Origin of the sequence: Lacticaseibacillus mingshuiensis (genome assembly GCF_016861785.1) — a bacterium.
Classification (GTDB): domain Bacteria; phylum Bacillota; class Bacilli; order Lactobacillales; family Lactobacillaceae; genus Lacticaseibacillus; species Lacticaseibacillus mingshuiensis.
Genome location: NZ_BOLS01000006.1, coordinates 79,986 through 100,473 on the forward strand (window position 1 = coordinate 79,986; position 20,488 = coordinate 100,473).

Annotated in this window: 20 protein-coding genes; all 20 read right to left on the reverse strand. The window is 56.5% G+C overall.

Going from position 1 to position 20,488, the window contains the following annotated elements; all coding sequences use genetic code 11:
• Window positions 1-66: 66 nt before the first annotated feature.
• Window positions 67-708, reverse strand: a complete 642-nt coding sequence (locus tag JUE67_RS05245; protein ID WP_125697052.1) for an HD domain-containing protein — start codon at window positions 706-708, stop codon at window positions 67-69.
• 141 nt (window positions 709-849) lie between these two features.
• Window positions 850-2,577 (reverse strand): phospho-sugar mutase, encoded by a 1,728-nt coding sequence (locus tag JUE67_RS05250; RefSeq protein WP_203637043.1) that lies wholly within the window; start codon window positions 2,575-2,577, stop codon window positions 850-852.
• Between the two features lie 192 nt (window positions 2,578-2,769).
• The gene (gene trxB, locus JUE67_RS05255; RefSeq protein WP_203627611.1) at window positions 2,770-3,717 is read right to left on the reverse strand and encodes a thioredoxin-disulfide reductase; all 948 of its coding nucleotides are present in this window, start codon (window positions 3,715-3,717) and stop codon (window positions 2,770-2,772) included.
• Between the two features lie 164 nt (window positions 3,718-3,881).
• Entirely contained in the window at window positions 3,882-4,907 is a 1,026-nt protein-coding gene (locus tag JUE67_RS05260) for an NAD(P)H-dependent glycerol-3-phosphate dehydrogenase (RefSeq protein WP_203627618.1), read from the reverse strand.
• 10 nt (window positions 4,908-4,917) lie between these two features.
• Complete coding sequence (lgt, locus tag JUE67_RS05265) at window positions 4,918-5,748, reverse strand: prolipoprotein diacylglyceryl transferase (protein ID WP_203627620.1); 831 nt, start codon at window positions 5,746-5,748, stop codon at window positions 4,918-4,920.
• Between the two features lie 3 nt (window positions 5,749-5,751).
• Window positions 5,752-6,690 (reverse strand): HPr(Ser) kinase/phosphatase, encoded by a 939-nt coding sequence (gene hprK / locus JUE67_RS05270; RefSeq protein WP_203627731.1) that lies wholly within the window; start codon window positions 6,688-6,690, stop codon window positions 5,752-5,754.
• A 636-nt stretch (window positions 6,691-7,326) separates the two neighbouring features.
• Window positions 7,327-7,665, reverse strand: a complete 339-nt coding sequence (locus tag JUE67_RS05275; RefSeq protein ID WP_125697057.1) for a phage holin family protein — start codon at window positions 7,663-7,665, stop codon at window positions 7,327-7,329.
• The gene (locus JUE67_RS05280; RefSeq protein WP_125697058.1) at window positions 7,665-7,985 is read right to left on the reverse strand and encodes a hypothetical protein; all 321 of its coding nucleotides are present in this window, start codon (window positions 7,983-7,985) and stop codon (window positions 7,665-7,667) included. Before JUE67_RS05280 ends, JUE67_RS05275 begins: the two co-directional genes overlap by 1 nt.
• Before the next feature lie 15 nt (window positions 7,986-8,000).
• Window positions 8,001-9,461: a daptomycin-sensing surface protein LiaX gene (gene liaX / locus JUE67_RS05285; RefSeq protein WP_203627633.1), complete on the reverse strand. Its 1,461-nt coding sequence runs from the start codon at window positions 9,459-9,461 to the stop codon at window positions 8,001-8,003.
• A 272-nt stretch (window positions 9,462-9,733) separates the two neighbouring features.
• Window positions 9,734-10,411, reverse strand: a complete 678-nt coding sequence (gene phoU / locus JUE67_RS05290) for a phosphate signaling complex protein PhoU (RefSeq protein WP_203627635.1) — start codon at window positions 10,409-10,411, stop codon at window positions 9,734-9,736.
• A 27-nt stretch (window positions 10,412-10,438) separates the two neighbouring features.
• Window positions 10,439-11,203, reverse strand: coding sequence for a phosphate ABC transporter ATP-binding protein PstB (gene pstB / locus JUE67_RS05295; protein WP_203627637.1), 765 nt, complete (start codon window positions 11,201-11,203; stop codon window positions 10,439-10,441).
• Window positions 11,204-11,218: 15 nt separating this feature from the next.
• Window positions 11,219-12,028, reverse strand: coding sequence for a phosphate ABC transporter ATP-binding protein PstB (gene pstB / locus JUE67_RS05300; protein WP_125698300.1), 810 nt, complete (start codon window positions 12,026-12,028; stop codon window positions 11,219-11,221).
• Between the two features lie 8 nt (window positions 12,029-12,036).
• Entirely contained in the window at window positions 12,037-12,921 is an 885-nt protein-coding gene (gene pstA / locus JUE67_RS05305; protein ID WP_203627639.1) for a phosphate ABC transporter permease PstA, read from the reverse strand.
• Window positions 12,921-13,841, reverse strand: coding sequence for a phosphate ABC transporter permease subunit PstC (gene pstC, locus JUE67_RS05310; protein WP_203637044.1), 921 nt, complete (start codon window positions 13,839-13,841; stop codon window positions 12,921-12,923). The genes pstA and pstC overlap by 1 nt, the downstream gene beginning before the upstream one ends.
• Window positions 13,842-13,851: 10 nt before the next feature.
• The gene (locus JUE67_RS05315; RefSeq protein ID WP_203627641.1) at window positions 13,852-14,706 is read right to left on the reverse strand and encodes a phosphate ABC transporter substrate-binding protein PstS family protein; all 855 of its coding nucleotides are present in this window, start codon (window positions 14,704-14,706) and stop codon (window positions 13,852-13,854) included.
• Between the two features lie 205 nt (window positions 14,707-14,911).
• Window positions 14,912-16,564 (reverse strand): two-component system histidine kinase PnpS, encoded by a 1,653-nt coding sequence (gene pnpS / locus JUE67_RS05320; RefSeq protein ID WP_203627648.1) that lies wholly within the window; start codon window positions 16,562-16,564, stop codon window positions 14,912-14,914.
• A complete protein-coding gene (locus tag JUE67_RS05325) occupies window positions 16,557-17,252 on the reverse strand; it encodes a response regulator transcription factor (protein ID WP_125698310.1) in 696 nt (231 codons plus the stop codon). Before JUE67_RS05325 ends, pnpS begins: the two co-directional genes overlap by 8 nt.
• Window positions 17,252-18,337, reverse strand: coding sequence for a PDZ domain-containing protein (locus tag JUE67_RS05330; protein ID WP_203637045.1), 1,086 nt, complete (start codon window positions 18,335-18,337; stop codon window positions 17,252-17,254). The genes JUE67_RS05325 and JUE67_RS05330 overlap by 1 nt, the downstream gene beginning before the upstream one ends.
• A 520-nt stretch (window positions 18,338-18,857) precedes the next feature.
• The gene (gene ftsX / locus JUE67_RS05335; protein WP_125698314.1) at window positions 18,858-19,739 is read right to left on the reverse strand and encodes a permease-like cell division protein FtsX; all 882 of its coding nucleotides are present in this window, start codon (window positions 19,737-19,739) and stop codon (window positions 18,858-18,860) included.
• Complete coding sequence (gene ftsE / locus JUE67_RS05340) at window positions 19,729-20,415, reverse strand: cell division ATP-binding protein FtsE (protein WP_125698316.1); 687 nt, start codon at window positions 20,413-20,415, stop codon at window positions 19,729-19,731. Before ftsE ends, ftsX begins: the two co-directional genes overlap by 11 nt.
• Window positions 20,416-20,488: the final 73 nt, after the last annotated feature.

Consider the following 20,488-nt stretch of genomic DNA (forward strand, 5'->3'; position numbering starts at 1 on the left):
GACTGATCGACGACAATGCCTCAGTTCATTTGTCAGCAATCAGTCCTTAACACCGCTTCCGCTACCTTATGCCTGCTCTTTGACCATGATGGCGCGGGTCAATTTTGTCAGCATGTCCCTGTCCGCGAATTCTTCGTTCAACATATCTGGCAGAATCTCATCCAGGAAGTAGCGCACTGAGGGCCGAGCGTCAAAGGACATGATCACAGCGAGGCTTTCCGTATAGATGTTCACGAAGACGCGTTCCGGATTGCCCTTTTCAATCTCGCCGAATGATTCGTAGAGCAGATCGACTTTATCGGAGATGCTGAGGATCTGGCCCTCCAGCGTGTCGTCCTTCCCCTCACCCAAGCGGCGCCGATAAACAGCCTGATAGTCGGCGGGAATCTCATTTTGAATGAAATTTTCCGTCATCGACTCCTCGACATCCGCGAGCATGGCGCGCAACGCCGGCGTCGCATATTTGACCGGCGTTTTGATGTCGCCGATGAAGCGCTCCGTGTAATCATGGTTCAACGCTTTTTCATAAAGCCGCTGCCAATTGACAGTGTTGCCGGCGTGTTCCTCAATGTCCCCGAGCAGCTGGGCGATCTCTGCCACCTTGAAACTATGCGCGGCAACGCTGTGTTCCGCGTATTTGAAAAATCCCGGTGCGCGCCGCAATGTTTCCAAATTATTCAACCCCTGGATAAACTGGTGCATGCCCATGAGCAAAGACCCTCCTATTTGTTTGTGTGACTGTAAAAATTTTTCCAATCGTACCACGCAGACCGGCGCGGGGCAAGGCCAAGCCCCTGTCAGCTGCAAAAAAACGGCCGGCCACCGAATGATGGCAAGCCGTTCTCACAATTAGGCTTCTGTTCGAAACGCGGTCAGTGCCGCCTCAAACGCATCCAGTTTCTTTGCGGCGTCATCCTTACTGCCGGCGCTGGTGCCGACGTAGAATTTCACCTTTGGCTCGGTGCCAGATGGGCGAATCGCGATCCAGGTGCCGTCGTCGAGAATGTATTTCAACACATCGCTGACTGGCATGTCGATCGCAGTGGTCGACCCATCCGCCTTGGTGATCTGCTGGGCCTTGTAGTCCTCAACCGACGCCACCTTGACCCCGGCAAAGTCACTTGGCTGGTGCTCACGGAACTTGGTCATGAGCGCCGCCATTTCTTTGGCCCCATCGACACCTTCAAAATCGACCCCGACCGTCTTTTCGGCAAAATGGCCGTACTTATTGTACAGCGCCTGAATGCCATCCCACAGGGTCAGGCCTTCGCGCTTGTAAGACGCTGCGACTTCCGCCAGCAGCAAGGTCGACTGAATCGCATCCTTGTCGCGAACGAACGGCTTGATCAGGTAACCATAGCTTTCCTCGAAGCCGAACAGGAATTCGTGCTCGCCGGTCTCCTCGAAATGCTTGATCTGGTCGCCAATGAACTTGAAGCCGGTCTCCACATTGATCATCGTCACGCCATAATCCTTGGCGATCGCAGTAGCGAGCTCCGTGGACACGATCGACTTGACCACTGCCCCATTTTTCGGCAGGGTCCCGGCCATCTTCCGCGCTTGCAAAATATATTGCAGCATGAGCGACGCGATCTGGTTGCCCGTCAAAAGCTGGTATCCTTCCCCGGTCCAAACAGCGGTGCCCAGGCGGTCGGCATCGGGATCGGTGGCGATCAGGACATCCGCGTGACTGGCCTTGCCCATCTCGATCGCAAGGTCAAAAGTCTGGGCGAATTCCGGATTGGGAAAAGGCGTGGTCGGAAATTCCGGATCGGCGATGGCCTGCTTCAACACGAGCTCATATTTTTCAAAGCCGGCGTTGCGCAGCACCATTTGCGCCGGAATGCGGCCGGTGCCGTGAAGCGGCGAATAGATCAGGCTCATGTCCTTGCCGATCGTGTGAATCAGCTCGGGGTCGATGGTGACCGTGGCGACAGCCTGATAGTAGGGCTGATCCACATCCTCGCCGATCAGCGTCTCAAGCTGCTTGTCGCGCAGCGCGTGCTCGACGACGACTTTGATCGCAAACACATCCTCCACCGAGCGCACATAGTCGGTGATGCGGTCGGATTCATCCGGCGGCATCTGGCCCCCATCCGGCCCGTAGATCTTGTAGCCGTTGTATTGCTTCGGGTTATGGCTGGCGGTGATCATGATGCCGGCGTATGTCTTCAGATACCGCACAGCAAAGGACAGCTCCGGCGTCGGGCGCAAGCTGTCGAAAACAAAGCTCTTGATGCCATGCGCGCCTAGCACGCCGGCCGCCTGATGGGCAAAATTCTCACTTTCATAGCGCGAATCAAAACTGATCGCGACCCCAGCCGCTTTTTGCTCGGCCGGCAGGGTGTCCATGAAGCGTGCGAGGCCTTCCGTCGCCTGGCGCACCGTGTAAATGTTCATCCGGCCGATGCCGGCGCCGATGATGCCGCGCATGCCGGCCGTCCCAAAGGCCATCGGGGCGGCAAAGGCTTCTTCCTTGGTCTCCTCATCGTTTGCCATCGCGGCCAGTTCCTGTTTCAGTTCCGGAATCAGGGTCGCTTCATCCGCCCACCGCTGATAATTTTCTTGATATCCCATTCAGCTCAGCTCCTCAAATTTGATCGTCGATTCATCTGTCTTCATTGTACACGCGTTTTTCCGGATGCAAAGAAAATCGACTCAAACATCGCTGTTTCTATGATAGCAGTTTCACAGTTCAAGGAAATGGCCCAATTTTCGATTTTCAGGCAAAAAAAGAAGCCAGCCGCAACTGACTTCCCACGTTCTGACTTATGCATTCACAGACAAACTGTCATCCTGCAAACTCTGAATGTAGTCGAAAACGCCCTGACCGGCCAAGCCACCTTCGCCGACCGCCGTGGTGATCTGGCGCAGCGTCTTTTGCCGCACATCCCCGATGGCAAAAATGCCAGGGACGCTGGTGTGCATGCCTTCGTCGGTCGGAATCCAGCCGTTTTCGTCCAAGATGCCGAGGCCATCAAAGCCCTCAGTGAGCGGCGTGATGCCGACATAGATAAATGCCCCAGAAGCTGGGACGACCTTTTCCTCACCGGTGACCTTGTCCTTGTAGCGCACGCCCGTGACCTTGTTCTCGTCGCCTTCGATTGCCTCGACCTGCGCGTTCCACACAAAGTCGATCTTATCGTTGGCAAAGGCGCGTTGCTGCAAGATCTTTTGGGCACGCAACTGGTCGCGCCGGTGAATGATCGTCACCTTCGAGGCCAACTGAGCCAGGTAGGTGCCTTCTTCGATCGCCGAATCGCCGCCGCCGATCACCGCGACTTCCCGGTTCTTGAAGAATGCCCCGTCGCAGACCGCGCAGTAGGACACACCGCGGCCGCCATAGTCTTCTTCGCCGGGGATCCCGAGCTTCCGGTGTTCCGCGCCAGTCGCGATGACCACCGCCTTGGCCCGATAAGTATCCTCATCCGTGGTGACGACCTTGGTGGTGCCGTCTAACGTGATGCTAGTCACGTTGCCATACGCGTATTCGGCGCCGAATTGGGTGGCCCCGTCATACATTTTCTGGCCGAGCTCTGGGCCAAGAATCGACTTGAACCCCGGATAATTTTCGATGGCGGCGGTGTTGTTCATCTGGCCGCCATAAATGCCGCGGTCCAGCATCAAAACAGAGAGGTTCGAGCGGGACGCATAAAGCGCCGCCGTCATCCCACCAGGGCCGGCACCGATCACGATCACATCATATTCTTTCGCCATACACGAATCTCCTTTACTTCATGCTTACTTAATGTAAGTTGTCTACAATCTAGTTTACCAGCTCTTGGCCAAATGTCAACTGCCGACGCCGGCTTCTGGAAAAAAACGGGAACGCAGGCCGTGACCTGAGCTCCCCCTATTTTTTTCAAAAACACACCCAGCGTTTAGCCCTGAAAATCAAACTCAGGCTTGCCTTCACGACCCATCAGATCCGCGATCACTTCTTTGATCGGCGCATCTTGATACAGCACCTGGTAGATCGCCTCCGAGATCGGCATCTCGACGCCAACCTCGCTGGCCAGTTCATGGGCGACTTTGGCAGTGGAATAACCTTCGACGACCATCCCCATGTTGGCCAGTACATCATCGATCTTCGCGCCTTGGCCCAGCTGGTCGCCGGCCCGCCAATTACGGCTGTGAACACTGGTACAGGTGACGATCAGATCGCCCACACCGGACAGGCCGATGAAGGTCAACGGCTCTGCGCCGAACACCACGCCCAACCGCGTGATCTCCGCGAGTCCACGGGTCATCAATGCAGCCTTGGTGTTATCGCCATAACCGAGGCCGTGCAGCGCCCCGGCGCCGATCGCGATCACATTTTTCAACGCCGCGCCTAACTCAACGCCAATGACATCGGTGTTGGTGTACAGGCGGAAATATTGGTTCATGAAGATCGCCTGCACGGCCTGGGCGCATTCGACGCTGACAGAGGCTGCCGTCAAGGTCGTGATGTCGCCCGCCGCCACGTCTTCAGCGTGACTCGGCCCGGAGATCACGACGATGCCGCGAATCAGGTCATCAGGCAAGACTTCAGTGAGGACCTCGGAGATGCGTTTCTTCGAACCTTTTTCCAGGCCCTTTGCCGCATGGATGATGATCGGCTTGACCGACCGCTCTGCCAATAATGGCAGGACCTGGGTGGCGACCGAACGAATCGCATTTGTTGGCACGACGAACAGGATCGCGTCGACATCTTTCAGGGACGCTTCAAGGTCGGTACTTGCGTGAAGGGCCTCGTGCAGATGAAAGCCTGGCAGGTAATGTTCATTCGTGTGCTGCTCATTGATCTCTGGCAGCTGTGCAGGATCATGCGTCCACAAGCGGACATCATGCCCATTTTCTACCAGTAAGTTGGCTAAGACGGTGCCCCAAGAGCCGGCGCCGAGTACCGCGATTCGTTTTCCCAAAAGATCACTCCTAATTATTCAATGCTTTCAATGTATTGCCTTCCAGGTACCATGGCTCGTCTTGCTTCTTGCGCCGCCAGATGAAAATGCCCAGCGCGACGACGAACAACACGATGGACAGCAGTTGCGACACGCGTAGGCCAGCCGCCAAATAGAGGCTGTCGGTTCGCATGCCTTCGACGAAGAACCGGCCAAAACTGTACCACATCACATAGCTCAAGAAGATCTCGCCTTGCTTGAACCAGTGTTTGTGATGCCGGATGCTCATGATCAAAACAAACCCGACAAGATTCCACATCGATTCATACAAGAACGTTGGCTGGCGAAAGGCGCCGTTGATGTTCATCTGCTGAATGATAAATTCTGGCAGATGCAATCCGCGCAAGTACGTCAATGTCGTCTTGGCGCCAAAAGCCTCTTGGTTCATAAAATTGCCCCAGCGACCGATCGCCTGCGCCAGCATCACAGTCGGCGCGGCGATGTCGAAGATCAGCCACGGCGAGAGCCACTTATAATGGCAGTACACCAGAAAAACGATCACCGCGGCAATCAAGGCCCCATAGATCGCAATACCGCCTTTCCAGATAGCAATGATCTCGGCCGGATGTTTGACGTAATAGCCCCATTCAAACATCACGTAATACAGGCGTGCCCCGATCAGGGCAAAGGGCAAGGCCCACAGCACCAAGTTTAAAATATGGTCTTCGTTGACGCCACGCGCGGTCGCCTCTTTCATCGCCAGAGTCACCGCGATCAGGACTGCCATGGCGATGATCACGCCGTACCAGTGAATTTCGAGGCCCCCGAGGTGAAGGGCAATCGGATTTAATGCACCAATCATCTGTCAGCCCTCTTTCGAATTGGATTTGATCAACTTGTTCAAGTTGTCTTCAAATGTCTTGGTCGCGTCAAAGCCCATCGACTTGGCACGGAAATTCATCGCGGCCACTTCAATGATGCTGGCCAAGTTGCGGCCGACCTTGACTGGGATGATGATCTTCGGCACCGCAACGTCAAAGATCATTTGACTCTGCTCACCGGAGCCTAACCGGTCAAATTGCTTGTCCGGCGTCCAATTTTCCAGATGCACGATCAAGTCGACGCGAACGTTGCTGCGAACCGCGCCCGCGCCAAACAGATTCATGACATCGATGATGCCCAGCCCGCGAATCTCCAGCAAATGCGACAAAATGGCCGGCGCCTCGCCGATGATCGTCTGTTCATCTTGCTGGTAGACATCGACACGGTCATCGGCGATCAGACGATGACCACGCTGAATCAATTCAAGCGCTGTTTCGGACTTGCCGACCCCACTGTCACCGGTGATCATGACCCCCAGCCCGTACAGATCGACCAGGACGCCGTGCATGCTTTGGCGCTCGGCTAACTGCCCATCCAGATACTCGGTGATCAAACTGGACAGGCGCGTCGTTGGCAATTTTGACCCCAGCACTGGCACATGGGCAGCATCAGCCGCCGCCACCATTTCATCCAGCGGCGCGATGCCGCGTGAGACCAAAAACGCCGGCGTGTCTTCCGTGGCCATGCGCTTCATAATCAAGAGGCGCTCCGCAGACGTCATGTTGCGCGCAAAGGCACTTTCAGTCCGACCAAATAATTGAATGCGTTCATGCGGATAGTAATTGAAATAACCGGTCAGCTCGAGGCCTGGCCGCGAAATATCGCTGACAACGATCTGCCGTTCATCCAGGTAGTCGCCGCCGCTAAAGACATCAAGGTGGGTCTTTTCGACCAGCTGTCGTACAGTGATGCTATCTGCCATCATGTCACCCGACTTTCACATAGTTACTCCCAGTTTATCATCACTCAGCAGAAGTTAACAGGGGCAGGGTGCGGAGGCCCGCGGGATGGTGGAACGGCTAGGTCGGATCAGGTGCTTGGTGGCGCTCCTTGCCACCGAGTGCATGAGACGCCTAGATGTTTCCACCATGCGGGCCGGAGCCCAACTACGGTGCGGAGCGCGGCGTTCAGGTCTGAGCAGCTAGCTCGGCCTGGGCGGTTGATGGCGCACTTGGCCATCGGGCGATCAGGCCGACTAGATGCCTCAGACCTGCCGCGCGGAGCCCAACTATAAAAGGGTGCGGAGGCCCGCGGGATGGTGGAACAGCTAGGTCGGCTCAGGTGCTTGGTGGCGCTCCTTGCCACCGAGTGCATGAGACGCCTAGATGTTTCCACCATGCGGGTCGAAGCCCAACTACGGTGCGGAGGATTGCGGGTGAACGCCGGCCCCTGATTGTCTGAGAAGGAACGGCTAACATGGAAACCTCTTTTGTCTCGCCCCTGCCCCGCGGAGCCCGATTACGCTACGGAGAATCATGTGGAAATCTCTCCTGCCTTTTTGCTTAGTCCAACCCCGACAAAAAAGGCCGAGGCATCGCTGCCTCGACCTCAATGTACGTTAGTCGCGTGGTTCACCGAATGTGGCGTTCACGAAGCTGATGACAATAGCCATCACGATCTGCACGCCGAAGCTGCTGAACCAGATGCCATCAACGAGCCCCGCCATCAAAGCGAGCATCGCGCCGTTGATCACCAGCAGGAACAAGCCCAGCGTCAAGATCGTGATCGGCAATGACAACAGCTTGATCACCGGCCGGACAAGCCCATTCAAGACCCCGAGCACCAGTGCACCCAGGACGGCCGTCTGCCAGCTGGCGATCACCAGCTGATGGGGGAAAATGGCGGCCCAGGCTAAAAAGACGACCGTGGTCAAGGCCACTTTGCGCAGAAAAGTCATTAGAAATCACTCCAGTCGTCATCGTGGGACTGGCTGGACGTCGGCTGCTCCGGCTTGGCGGCCGGTTTTTCCTTGTGCACTGTCGTTTCCGTCACATGATGGGCTTCACGACGCGCATGCTGATTTTGCCGCAGGTGGTCCTGCCAGTCTTCGTGGGGGTGGCGCGGCGAATGATCTGAGCGGCGGACCAGCCACCAGATGAATAGGCCAAGCACAACGGGCCAAAACAGCACGCGTACCAGGGTCACACCTAACATGATCACCATCATCAAGATCAGGCCGCCGACAAATAAGAGAAGCGGTATCAATAGAAACGGCATCGCGATCAAACTCCTTTAATCATCTAAATCGGTATCTTTTAATTGAATATTACCACTTGTGGTCGTGAACTTGATGCGACCCTCACCAGTCCCCGGCCGATCCAGATCCAGCGCCTTGGTCTTTGGCTTGGCATCGACGCCGGCCATCCGGCTCTTGATCGTGCCAAAATGCGTCCGCAGCTCGCCATTCACGGCAACCGTTGCCGGCACCGCCAGCTTGACCGTGCCATTCACACTGGACCCCTGCAGCGAAGTGAAGTCGCTGGCAAGTGTCGCGCGAATGGTGCCGTTGACCGTCTGCAGTTCCACGGTCCGCGGGCTGGCTTGCAGCTTCAGATCGCCATTGACGGTGGTCGCAATCACATCGCGAAGCGTGCCGCCCACGATCTTGATCGAGCCGTTCACCCCATCGGTCTCGAGCATCACAGCCTCAAGCCCATTGAAGATCAGGTCGCCATTGGTGCTCTTGGCGTAAAAGTCTTTGCCGCTGAGGCCATCGACCGTCACACTGCCATTGAGCAGGCGCGCGTTGAAGTGATCATACTCGCGCTTTGGCACACTGATGACCAGATCGGCCTGGATGCGCTTGTTGGGCACCTGGAAAATGAAGTGATCATCGGTGACATCGATGCGGCTGCGATCGAGGAATGCCTGAAGCGGGCTTTCCGCATCCATTTTGCCAAACAACTTGATCGTCGCGTCCACGCGGAACCCAGCTTGGTCCCATGGCCGGAACGTCACGTCCCCGTTGGCCGCCTTCACATCAATGATGGTCGCTTGGCTAGTTGGAAAATCAAACGTATGGGTAAACTTTTCAGTTGCGATGCCCGGCACTTTGACGGTGACATCTTTCCAGTCGACATTGTCCAAAACGGTGCTGACAGTCTGCTTGACCAAAGACGAGATCTGCGACGTTGCATCGCCAACTGTCTTTGAAATGTCGCTGATTGCGCCTTTTGCTTGATCCTGCCAATCATCCGGGAACACTTTGTCAGTAAAATGCTGGCGGTTGAGTTCACGGCGCTGGCGACTCAGATCAGCCAACTCGCCCTTGAGCTTGTCCTGCTGGTCGGCCAGTTCGTCGAGTTGCACCTTCAGCGTCGCATTTTCGTTCTTGAGGGCGCCACGTTCCTTATACTTGTCTTCCGTTAAGGTGTCGAGGTCCTCCATCGTATCGAGCACGATGATCTGTTCCTCATTCGCCGCGATCTTGTCTGCAATGCGCTTATGTTGCGCAATGGCCGCATCAAGCGAGCCGGATTTTTCGGCGATCTTGGTGTTGAGTGCCGTCAGCGCCGCTTCTTCTGCATCATGTTTTGGCTCCTGGTCCGGCTTTGGCGCGGCCTTCTTTTCTTCAGGCCGGTCAGCGGCCGGGGTTGCCTGCGCCTTCGCCAGATTTTCCAGCAAGACCAGCGCTTCTTCACTGGTCAAAACGCCTTGCTTCACGAGGTCTAAAATACGTTCACGTTCATTCATGGGATTACCTCCAGGTCTTCTTACGATTACCACTGTGACTATAGTATGACTGGTCCCAGCGGTTTGTGCATAGGTCCAAAGGTTGATTTTGCCCCGGGCCCAGAGCCGCGGGTCCAGCTAGGCCGCGGTCAAACGACCAGCGCAAGCACCGTGAGCCGAGCGTGCCGAAGCAAAGAAAAAGAACTGAGACAAAACGGCGTCCCAGTCCTTCTTTTGTCGCAGTGTCGGCGGCCGGGCAACAACCGTCTCCGTCCTTGGCTTCACTGCTTCTATTAAAAATCATCCTCGCGCGCATTCGAATTCAGTTCCAGCAATTTGCCGGTGCGCAGGTAGAGAATCCATTCGCAGATGTTCGTCACATAGTCGCCGATGCGCTCCAAATAGGAAGAGACCAGCATGTAGTCCATCGCGCCAACGATCGTTTCAGGCTCTTCCTGCATGATCTGGATACAGCGCTGATAGATCTCCTTGGAAAATGTGTTGATGCCGTGGTCTTCTTCGGCGATTTCCCGGGCCCGGTCCGCATCTTCGCGCACATAGGCATCCAGCACCTGGTCCACCATTTCTTTGACCGCCGCCGCCATGTCCGCGATCACTTTTTCGATCTCCGGCACACGGGTCTCACCCTTCACCCGGATCGTGGACTTGGCGATGGAGACTGCGTGGTCGCCCATGCGCTCAAGGTCTGAGCTGGCCTTCATGACCGTGACGATCACGCGCAGGTCGGTGGTGACCGGCTGCTGAAGCGCGATCATCTCAAAGCTGCGTTTTTCGAGATCCACCTCGCGCTTGTTGATCTTCTGGTCTTCGCTGATCACTTCGCGGGCAAGTGCCTTGTCATGATTGACAAACGCCTTGACGGACTTGTAGATCGCTTCATTGACCATCATGCCCATTTCCGAAAATCGGGTGTGCAATTCGTTTAGCTCGTCTTCAAACAACCGCCGCATTGTTAGGATCCTCCCTTTGTCGCGTCATCAACCAAATCGGCCCGAGATATAGTCCTCGGTCTCTTTTTCCTTGGGGTTCAAAAAGATCTTCTTCGTGTCGTCCATCTCGATCACCTTCCCCGCCAGGAAAAAGGCCGTTTCGTCCGAGATGCGGGACGCCTGCTGCATGTTATGCGTCACTATGATTATCGTATAGCGGTCGCGCAGTTCCAAGAGCATATTTTCGATCTGCGTGCTGGAGATCGGATCCAGCGCCGACGTTGGCTCGTCAAGCAAAATGACTTCCGGCTGAACCGCCAGCACCCGCGCGATGCAAACACGCTGCTGCTGACCGCCAGAAAGCGACAGCGCACTTTCATGCAGCTTGTCTTTGACCTCATCCCAGATCGCCGCCTGCTTCAAACTGGTCTCAACGGCCTGATCCAAGGTCGCGCGATCCTTGACTCCGGCCAGGCGCAGCCCATAGATCACATTTTCATAAATGGAAAATGGAAACGGGTTCGGCTGCTGAAACACCATGCCAACCTTTTTGCGCAGCGCGACCACATCCTCGCCGCTCGCATAAATATCTTGGCCATCCACCTTGATCTCGCCGCTGATATGGACGTTTGGAATCAGGTCATTCATGCGGTTGAGCAGGCGCAGGTAGGTAGACTTGCCGCACCCGGACGGCCCGATCAGCGCGGTGATCTGATTTTTTTTAAAATTCAGCGAGATGCCCTTCAACGCCTCGAAGTCGCCATATGACAAGTGGACGTCGCGGCTGGTGATCACTAATTCTTTTTTCGCCATCGTGGCACTCCTTTATTAGCCGAAATGACCAGAGACGTAATCTTCTGTGGCCTGAATCTGCGGGCGCGTGAAGATCTTGCGCGTCTCATCGAACTCGATTGCTGTGCCGCTGTAAAAAAAGCTGGTGTAATCGCTGATACGCGCGGCCTGTTGCATGTTATGCGTCACGATGATGATCGTGTAGTGATCCTTCAGCGCGAGCAACGTGTCTTCCACCTGCGACGTCGAGATTGGATCCAACGCGGAAGCTGGCTCGTCCAGCAACAAGATATCCGGCTTCATCGCGATCGCCCGGGCGATGCAAAGACGCTGCTGCTGGCCACCAGACAAGGCGAGGCCGCTTTGGTTCAGGTCGTCTTTGACCTGGTCCCACAACGCAGCTTGCTTCAGGCTGGTCTCGACCATTTCATCGAGCACCTTCTTATTCTTCTCGCCAAACCGTCTTGGCGCAAAGGTGATGTTGTCATAGATCGACTTGGCAAACGGATTCGGACGTTGAAAAACCATCCCGATATGCCGCCGCATCTCGTAGACGTCGATCTTATCGCTATTGATGTCGAGGCCGCGGTACAGGATCTCGCCGGTGACGCGCGCCTTGTCGACCAAGTCGTTCATTCGGTTCAGCGACCGCAAAAAGGTGGACTTGCCCGACCCACTGGCGCCGATCAGTGCGGTGATCTTGTAGCGTTCAAACTGCAAGGAGGCACCGTGAATCGCTTCGTGGTCGCCATAGAAGACTTTCAGGTTCTTCGTCTCAAGCGCCAGCTCGTGCTCGGCGGGATCCAGCGGCTTGATGTAGGTGTCTGCTAATGAATAATTTTGCATAAGCCCTCCTAGGCCGCGGTCATTTTCTTGTAGATGCGGTTGCCGATGACCCGTGCCAGCACGTTGAACAACAAGACTGCCAAGATCAAGACGGCGCTGGCCCCAGCAGAAACAGCTGCGGCGTCAGGCTGAATGCCTTCTGAGTTGATCTTCCAAATGTGCACGGCGAGCGTTTCGGCCGGCCGCAGTGGATTCAGGGGGCTCGCGATGTTGAGCGGATTCCAGTTGGTAAAATCAAGCGCCGGCGCACTTTGGCCCGCAGTATAGATCAAGGCCGCTGCCTCGCCGAATACGCGCCCGGCGCCGAGAATCATCCCGGTGATGATGCCTGGCAACGCCTCGGGAATGATCACGTGAATCACGGTCTCCCAGCGCGACAGGCCCAGGGCAAGGCCCGCCTCGCGCTGGTCAAAACTGACTTGGCGCAGCGAGTCTTCAACGTTGCGGGTCAACAGGGGCAAATTGAACATCGTCAGCGCCAGCGCGCCGGACAAGATCGAAAAGCCGAAACCGAACTGCAGCACGAAGACCAAAAAGCCAAACAGTCCGACCACCACGGAAGGCAGCGAACTCAGAATTTCAATGGCAGTGCGGATGATCTCCGTCAATTTGTTTTCACGGGCGTATTCCGCCAGGTAAATGCCGGCGCCCAGCGCCAAGGGCACGGAGATCAGCATCGACAGCACCAACAGATACAAGGAGTTGAAGAGCTGAATGCCGATGCCGCCGCCTGCCTTGAAGGACTGCGACGGGGCGGTCAGAAAATGCCATGAGATGTGCGGTAAGCCGCGGACCAAAATGTAGCCCAGCAAGCTCGCCAAAATGATCACGATGATGCCGGCGATCAAATAGAGAATCGTGGTGGCCAGCCGATCGATTTTTTTTGCATCCATCACTTGATCTCCCCTTTCTTAGCGATCCAGCGAATCAGCAGGTTAAAGGCCAGCGACATCAGCAAAAGCAGCAGTGCCAGCGACCATAGCGCATTGTTTTCCAGCGACCCCATCACGGTATTGCCGATGCCAGAGGTCAACACAGACGTCAACGTCGAAGCCGGGCTGATCAAGTTGGTCGGCAGAAGCGCCGCGTTCCCGATCACCATCTGCACCGCCAGCGCTTCACCAAACGCGCGCGCCATCCCGAACACGATGCCGGTCAAGATCCCGGGCATCGCCGCCCGCAAAACGACGCGGGAGATCGTTTGCCAGCGGGTGCCGCCCAGCGCGAGACTCGCCTCACGATAATGGCGCGGCACCGCCTTGAGCGCATCGACGGTCATCGAAGTCACAGTCGGCAAGATCATGACGAACAGCACAAACGTCCCGGCCAAAATACCAAAGCCGGTGCCGCCAAAGATATTCCGGATGAAGGGCACAACGACGGACAAGCCGATGAAACCATACACAACGGAAGGAATGCCCACCAGCAGTTCGATGACAGGCTGAAGCACCTTTTTTCCGAGGTTCGGGGCGATCTCAGTCATAAAGATCGCGGCGCCCACCGCAAACGGCGTGGCGATCACCGCCGACAACAGGGTCACGCCAAACGAACCGACGATCATCGGCAGTGCCCCCACTTGCGGCTGGCCACTGGCGTCTTTGACCGCCGGCGACCAGGTCGTCTGCGACAAGAAGCGCCAAAGGTTCACTTTGTTGGTGAAAAAGGTTGCCAGGCCGCGCGAGGCAACGAAGAAGAAGATCGCCAAGACCACCACGACGATCAGGCTGATACAAAAGAGACTGATCAGTTTCCCGCGCCGCTCGAGTTTGGCGGCGTGCGATTTTTTCAGCATCGCCTGTTGAATTGGATCCATGGTCATCCTCCTAGTTTGCCTGCACGTTGCCATCTGCGTCGCGGGTCACGGTCATCTTGCTGATGGGAATGTAGCCCATCGCCTTGACCAGTTCCCCTTGAACCTCGTCGCTGAGCATGTAGGTCAAAAAGCGTTTCGTCAGGCCGGTCGCCTTACCCTTGGTATACATATGTTCATAGGACCAGATCGGCCAAGCGTTGGTCGTCACATTCGCGTCGGTCGGCTGCACGCCGGCCAGCGACAGTGAGCGCACCGTTTTATCGACATAAGAGAACGCGACATACGACACTGCGCCTGGCGTGCTGGCCACGATCGAGCGCACCATGCCGCTTGAGTCTTGCTCCTGCGCCGGTTTCGCCTGGCGGTCGCCCAGCACCCAGCGCTCAAAGGTTGCCCTGGTGCCGGAGCCTTGCGTGCGGTTGATGACCACGACCGGCAAGTCGTTGCCGCCAACTTGCTTCCAGTTGGTGATCTCGCCGGTGAAAAGACGCCGGAGCTGGACCACAGTCAGGTCTTTGACCCCAACGTTGCGGTTGGCGATCGGCGTGATGCCCACCACCGCCACACGGTGATCTTGCAGCTTGCTGGCATCGATGTGCGCCTGCTGTTCGGCAAACAGATCCGAGTTGCCGATCTGGACTGCGCCTTCTTGAATCTGCGACAACCCGGTGCCACTGCCGCCGCCTTGGACATTGATGAAAACGCCGGTGTTTTCACTTTGATATTGCTCCGCCGCCGCTTCCACCAGTGGCTGCAGCGCGCTGGAGCCCACCGCCGTGATCGATTCACCGCGGCCTGCGCCACTCCCACAGGCAGTTAAGACCAGCAGGCCGCAAAGCGCCAAAAAGCCCAAAAGTTTTTTCACGTTGTATCCTCCGTATTGATAACTCTGCCAATTTTATCAATATTGTGTAAATGTTCAGCGCGCTCAATGTAAAAATGCGGTAAATCAATCCGCGTGCCGTGTTCGCGCGCGACAATCCATCACGCGTACGGGCCAACCGCGACATTCATGTCGCCTGGACAAGTATCCGATTCAAGGACTCGGTTCAGGAACCGAGTTCAAGCAATCAGTTCACCGGTAGCGTTACCGTGAATGTCGAGCCCACGCCAAGCTGACTCTTGAGTGTGATCTCGCCGCCAAGCTGCTTGACCATTTCTGCCACGATCGCCAGGCCAAGCCCGGTGCCGCCGTTATGCCGACTGCGGGCCTTATCGACGCGATAGAAGCGCTCGAAGATTCGCTCCTGATCATTTTCGGCGATGCCAATGCCGGTATCCTGGAAGGTCAGGATCAGCTCCGTTTCATCGGGCTGGGCACTGATGGTGACCTGCCCGCCAAGGCGATTGTAGAACACCGCATTGTTGAGCAGATTGCGAATGACCTGCGAGAGCTTCACCGCATCCGAACGAATCGTCAGCGTCGGCGCCAACTGATTGGTGACCGTCAAGTGCTTCTCTTCGATCGGCTGGGCCAGGCTGGTGATCGCCTCGTCGATCAAGGCTTTTGGCTGCACGGCTTCAAGTGTGAGCGCCTCATTTTCAGGTCGGCTAAGGGTCAAAATATCGTTGATCAGCTGGGTCAGGCGGGTGCTTTCGTTGTAAATGATCTGCAGGAATTTGACCCGCGCTTCCTCGTCGTCCATCGCGCCATTGAGCAGTGTCTCGGCAAACCCAGTGATGGCCGTGACCGGCGTCTTCAATTCATGCGACACATTGCCGACAAAATCCAGCTGCATCCGCTCGACTTGGCGAAGGAACGTGACATCGTACAAGATCACAAGGACCTGCTGATGCTGGTCATCGGGCGCCAAGCTGATGACGTTGGCATCCACCGCTTTTTGCGTGGCGATCAGCGTGATCTCGCGGTGATGATTTTTTTGCTTGCGGAAGGTGTGCTCGATCATTCGCGCCAGCGCATATGTCTTGATATCGTCCAGATAATTATGGTGCCCCGGGGCAACGGGATGGCCGATCAACGTCCCCAGCGCCTGATTACTCAAGATCACCTGACGATCCGCATCGATCAGCATCACCCCTTGAGGCAGGTGGTCGATCAGCCGGTCAAAACTGGCCTGCCGCAACGCGACCTTGTGCCGCAGATGCGTGACCGCAGAATTTGCTGAATTCAAGGCCTCGCCCATCGGTAAAAATGGCGAGTGCGGGGTCAAGATCAGCGGTGTGACCGGTTCCCCGTGGCGAATACGTTGAATGTTGGCCGTCATATGCGCCAGATGCTTGACCCAGTAATGATGCCGGCGCCACAGCCACAGCAAAAAGCCGCCTGCGATCAGCCAATACACAACCGTGAAGGCCCAGCCCCAAGCCGGCGCGGTGCGCCACAAACTCGCTTGCGGCTGCCACACGCCGATAAAGACCTCGCCGATGCGCCCGATGTAGACCTGTTCTTTGGTGCCGTTGACGACCACGCGATTGCCGTGGCCCGCGCGCGTGCGATCATTATCAACGACTTTTTGCACGATGCGGTTGCGCGTTGTTTTCGCCGTCCCGTCCAGCACCGTGATCGTGGTTTTCGAATCCTCGGCAAACACCTTCGTCTGGGTCGTGTCGCCGCCCAGATCGTGCCAGGTGTCATAGACGCTTTGCAAATGAGCGGTCTGTTGATCATACAAAATGGTATCAATGCCGCGCACGATAATGAAAAAGCCTGCGAGCGCAAGCAGGCAGACCCATATCATGCGGCGCACAAACGGTTTAGTCATTTGGGGCCTCCATTTGATAGCCAAATCCTCGCACCGTCTTGATGTACTTCGAGTGCTTGGGATCATCTTCGATCTTATCGCGCAAATGGCTGACCTGAATGTCGACCATTCGCGTTTCGGCGGGGTACTCAAAGCCCCACACGCCATTCAACAGCGCATCGCGGGACAGAATCTTGCCCACGCGTTTGGCAAAATACACCAGTAGCTCAAATTCTTTAGGCGTGAGCTGCAGCCGCTCCCCATTTTTCGTCGCCTTATAGTTATCTGGATCGATCACCAAGGCGCCCACTGTCAGCACATTGCTGGCCGGCGCCTCTGGCTGATTCTGAACGCGCCGCTCGATCGCCTTGATGCGCGCCACGATCTCCCGCGGCGAAAAAGGCTTGGTCACATAATCATCAGCACCCAATTCGAGTCCCACGATCTTATCCGTTTCGCTGTCCTTGGCCGTCAAGATCATGATTGGCGTCGCGTCATGCGCCCCGCGCAGTTTTTTCGTCACCTCAAAGCCGTCGAGCCCGGGCAGCATCAGATCCAAAATAATAAAGTCGAAGTGCTCTTGCAGCGCCAGACTCAGCGCCGTGTCCCCATCTTCTGCAGTGCTCACCGCATAGTGTTCTTTTTCCAAATTATATTGCAGCAGTGTCACGATCGCAGGTTCGTCGTCGACGACAAGAATTTTTTTCATCAATTGTCCTCCGCAAATGTGATCATTCCAAGTTCATGAGGGGCGCCGGTGAAGATCGCCGTTTCGGTCAGCCGAACTGCGCCGTCGAGCCGCTGCACCCGCAACCGGCAATAAGTTGGGTGCGCCTGAAGCGCCTCGTACAGTGCGTCGCTGCTCCCCACCGGAATGTTGTTGGCCTTCAAGACGATATCCCCCGCCTGCAGGCCCATTTTGCTGGCCGGGGTGTCAGGCAAAATGGCGACCAGCCGCACCCCATCCGTTGTCTGTGAGATGTAACTGATGCCGCGTTGATCCGCCCAGCGGCAAGCCAGCGCCACAATCAGTCCCACCGCCGCCGAAATGCCCAGCGGCCAAAGACTGAGCGCCGGTTGCGCATACGCCCAGCCCGCCAGCCCCGCGACGACCGCCCCGCCGATCGCGTAGGCCTTGGTCCAAAACCGCAGCGCCTGCGTCGGCAACTGCTTGCGTGTGGTCAACGCCGCCCCCGAAATCAATGGTAAAAAGACAAAGTGCCCCGTCGGCAGCGTCACGAGCAGCGGCAACCAATAAAACTGGCGCCGCGTATACGACGCAATGCGGGCGCCGCGCCGGCCGTCCTTGATCTTCGGGACATCGATTGCCGGTGCCATGAGCCAAAGCAACAGCGCCTCAGCCGCAAACACCAACGCGACCAGCGCTAGACTACCAGCCGCCCAGTGACCAACGGCAGGCACCGCGAGCCAGGACCATGGCAACCAGCGCGCCGCAGCCCAAGCGGCAATGCCGGCAAACGCGAGGAGCCAAGGGCCAAACCCGAGGCCCGCCAGCAGAAACGCCGCGCCATCCAGAGCGGTGAACCAAGCCAAAACGGCGATCGGCAGGTGCACATGCAAGAGCCATAAACCAAGCGAGATCACCAGACTGGCCAGCACCCCGCCGATCAACCCGGCCCAAAACAGGGTCCAATGCTGATCGATCGCCATTTTGAACAGTCGTCTTTCATGATGGATCCGGCGCCAGCGCCAAAACCACACCCCTGCCAGCGCCAACAACGTGATCGGCCCCAGCAACGTGGCGAACAATCGCATCCCCATCGCCCCTTCCATTCGTTATCTTCAGTATAGCATGGATGCAAGAGAATATGAAAAGTAACAGGGTGCGCAGGCCCGCGGGATGGTGGAACAGCTAGGTCGGCTCAGGTGCTTGGTGGCGCTTCTTGCCACCGAGTGCCTGAGTCGCCTAGATGTTTCCACCATGCGGGCCGGAGCCCAACTACGATGCGGAACCGAGCGCTTAGGGGCGAGCAGCTAACCTGGGCCTGGCGCTTGGGGCGTACTCGCCACGAGTGCCGCGCCCAGTTAGATGTCCCGCTCCTGCGCACCGAAGCCCAACTACGAAAGGGTGCGGAGCGCGGCGTCCAGGTCTGAGCAGTTAGTTTGAGCCAGGCGCTTGGGGCTGGTCTTAGCCCCGAGTGACTGGCTCAACCAGATGCCTCAGACCTGCCGCGCGGAGCCCAACTACGGTGCGGAGCGTGTCGTTTCTCGCTTTCTTGCTTTTCCGCGCCTCCACGCCGCCAAAAGAAAAAGCACGCGCCACCCCAATCGGAGTAACGCGTGCTGTGACTGATCAGATCTTGAGGAAACGCCGCATGGACACGACTGAGCCCAACGCACCGATCACGATGCCAGTCCCTGCCATGGCCAGGTCAAGCCAGAGTAAGAATGGCATGGCTGGATACAGCGAGTAACCGCTGGCGGATAGGTCCATTCTTGGGTACAAGAACGTGTAGCCAAAATCGACGACGAGCATCGGAATGACCGAGCCGAGTAACCCCGTCCAGGCCCCTTCCAGCAAGAATGGCCAACGGATGTAGCTGTTGGTCGCCCCCACCAAGCGCATGACGCCGATCTCATCGGCACGCGACAGGATGGTGATGCGAATGGTATTGTTGATCAAGAAGACTGCGACAAACAGGAGCAAGATCGTGAAGCCGAGACCCCATTTTTGAATCAAGTCCACTGTCCGGAACAGCTTCTTGGCGGTGTTGCCGCCGTAAGACGCCTCGGAGACGTTATCGAGCTTGCCAGCCGCCTTGGCCACCTTGATCGTCGCTTGCGGGCTGGCTGTGTCGACAAGAAAAACATCGTTCAGCGGATTTTGATCGCCAGAGAACATTTTCCATTGACTGCCATAACTGGAGACGATGCTGTCGAGCTCCTGCTTTTTGGCGCGGAACGTGACTTTCTTAACATCCTTCAGGTCGGTCAGCTCATCTTTCAGCTTTGCCTGTTGCGTCTTGCTGGTGTTGCGGTCGATGTAGACACGCACCCGCACATCGTTTTCGACCTGAGTCGAGACACGATTGACGTTGACCAACAGCGCCATGAAAATACCGACCAACAGCAAGGTCACGGTCACAGCCGAAACGGCGGCGACGGTCATCCAGCCATTACGCTTCAAACTTTTGAAAGAATCTTTGACGTGACGTCCAAGCACTCTAGCTTTCATTGCCGTACATGCCTCCTTCCTCATCGCGGACCAGCCGGCCTCCTGCGATCTCAAGCAGGCGGTGCGGACGTTCATCGACAAGTTCACGGTTATGTGTGGCCATGATCACCGTGGTGCCTTGCTGATTGACTTTTTCCAAAATATCCATAATGCCATTTGAGGTATCTGGATCCAGATTCCCTGTTGGCTCATCGGCGATCACGACGCCTGGCTTGTTGACGATGGCCCGGGCGATCGCAACACGCTGTTGCTCCCCACCGGACAATTCGCTTGGGAAGCGGCGCATTTTCTGCTCCAACCCCACCATCTTCAACACTTCAAGGACACGCGGCTTGATGTCGGCGGTCGGGGTCTCAATGACCTCCATCGCGTAGGCAACATTTTCAAAAACAGTCAGCCGGGGCAGTAACTTAAAGTCCTGGAAAACCACGCCGAGCTGGCGCCGCAGCAGTGGCACATCCTTGTTGGCCATCTTCGCAAAATCAAACTCATTGACCTTCATGGTGCCGCTTGTTGGGGTCAGTTCATGGTAAAGCATCTTGATGAACGTCGACTTACCGGCACCGCTGGGTCCGATCACATAGACAAATTCGCCAGGGGCGACTTTGAGGCTGAGATCCTTGATCGCGATGACGCCATTGTCGTAGCGTTTCATCACTTTATCTATTTGAATCATCGTTTCGCTCCTTCTTTATGACTATCGCTCAGTATAGCATGCCATTTTTTCAAAGCTGTTGCAGCCAGATTAC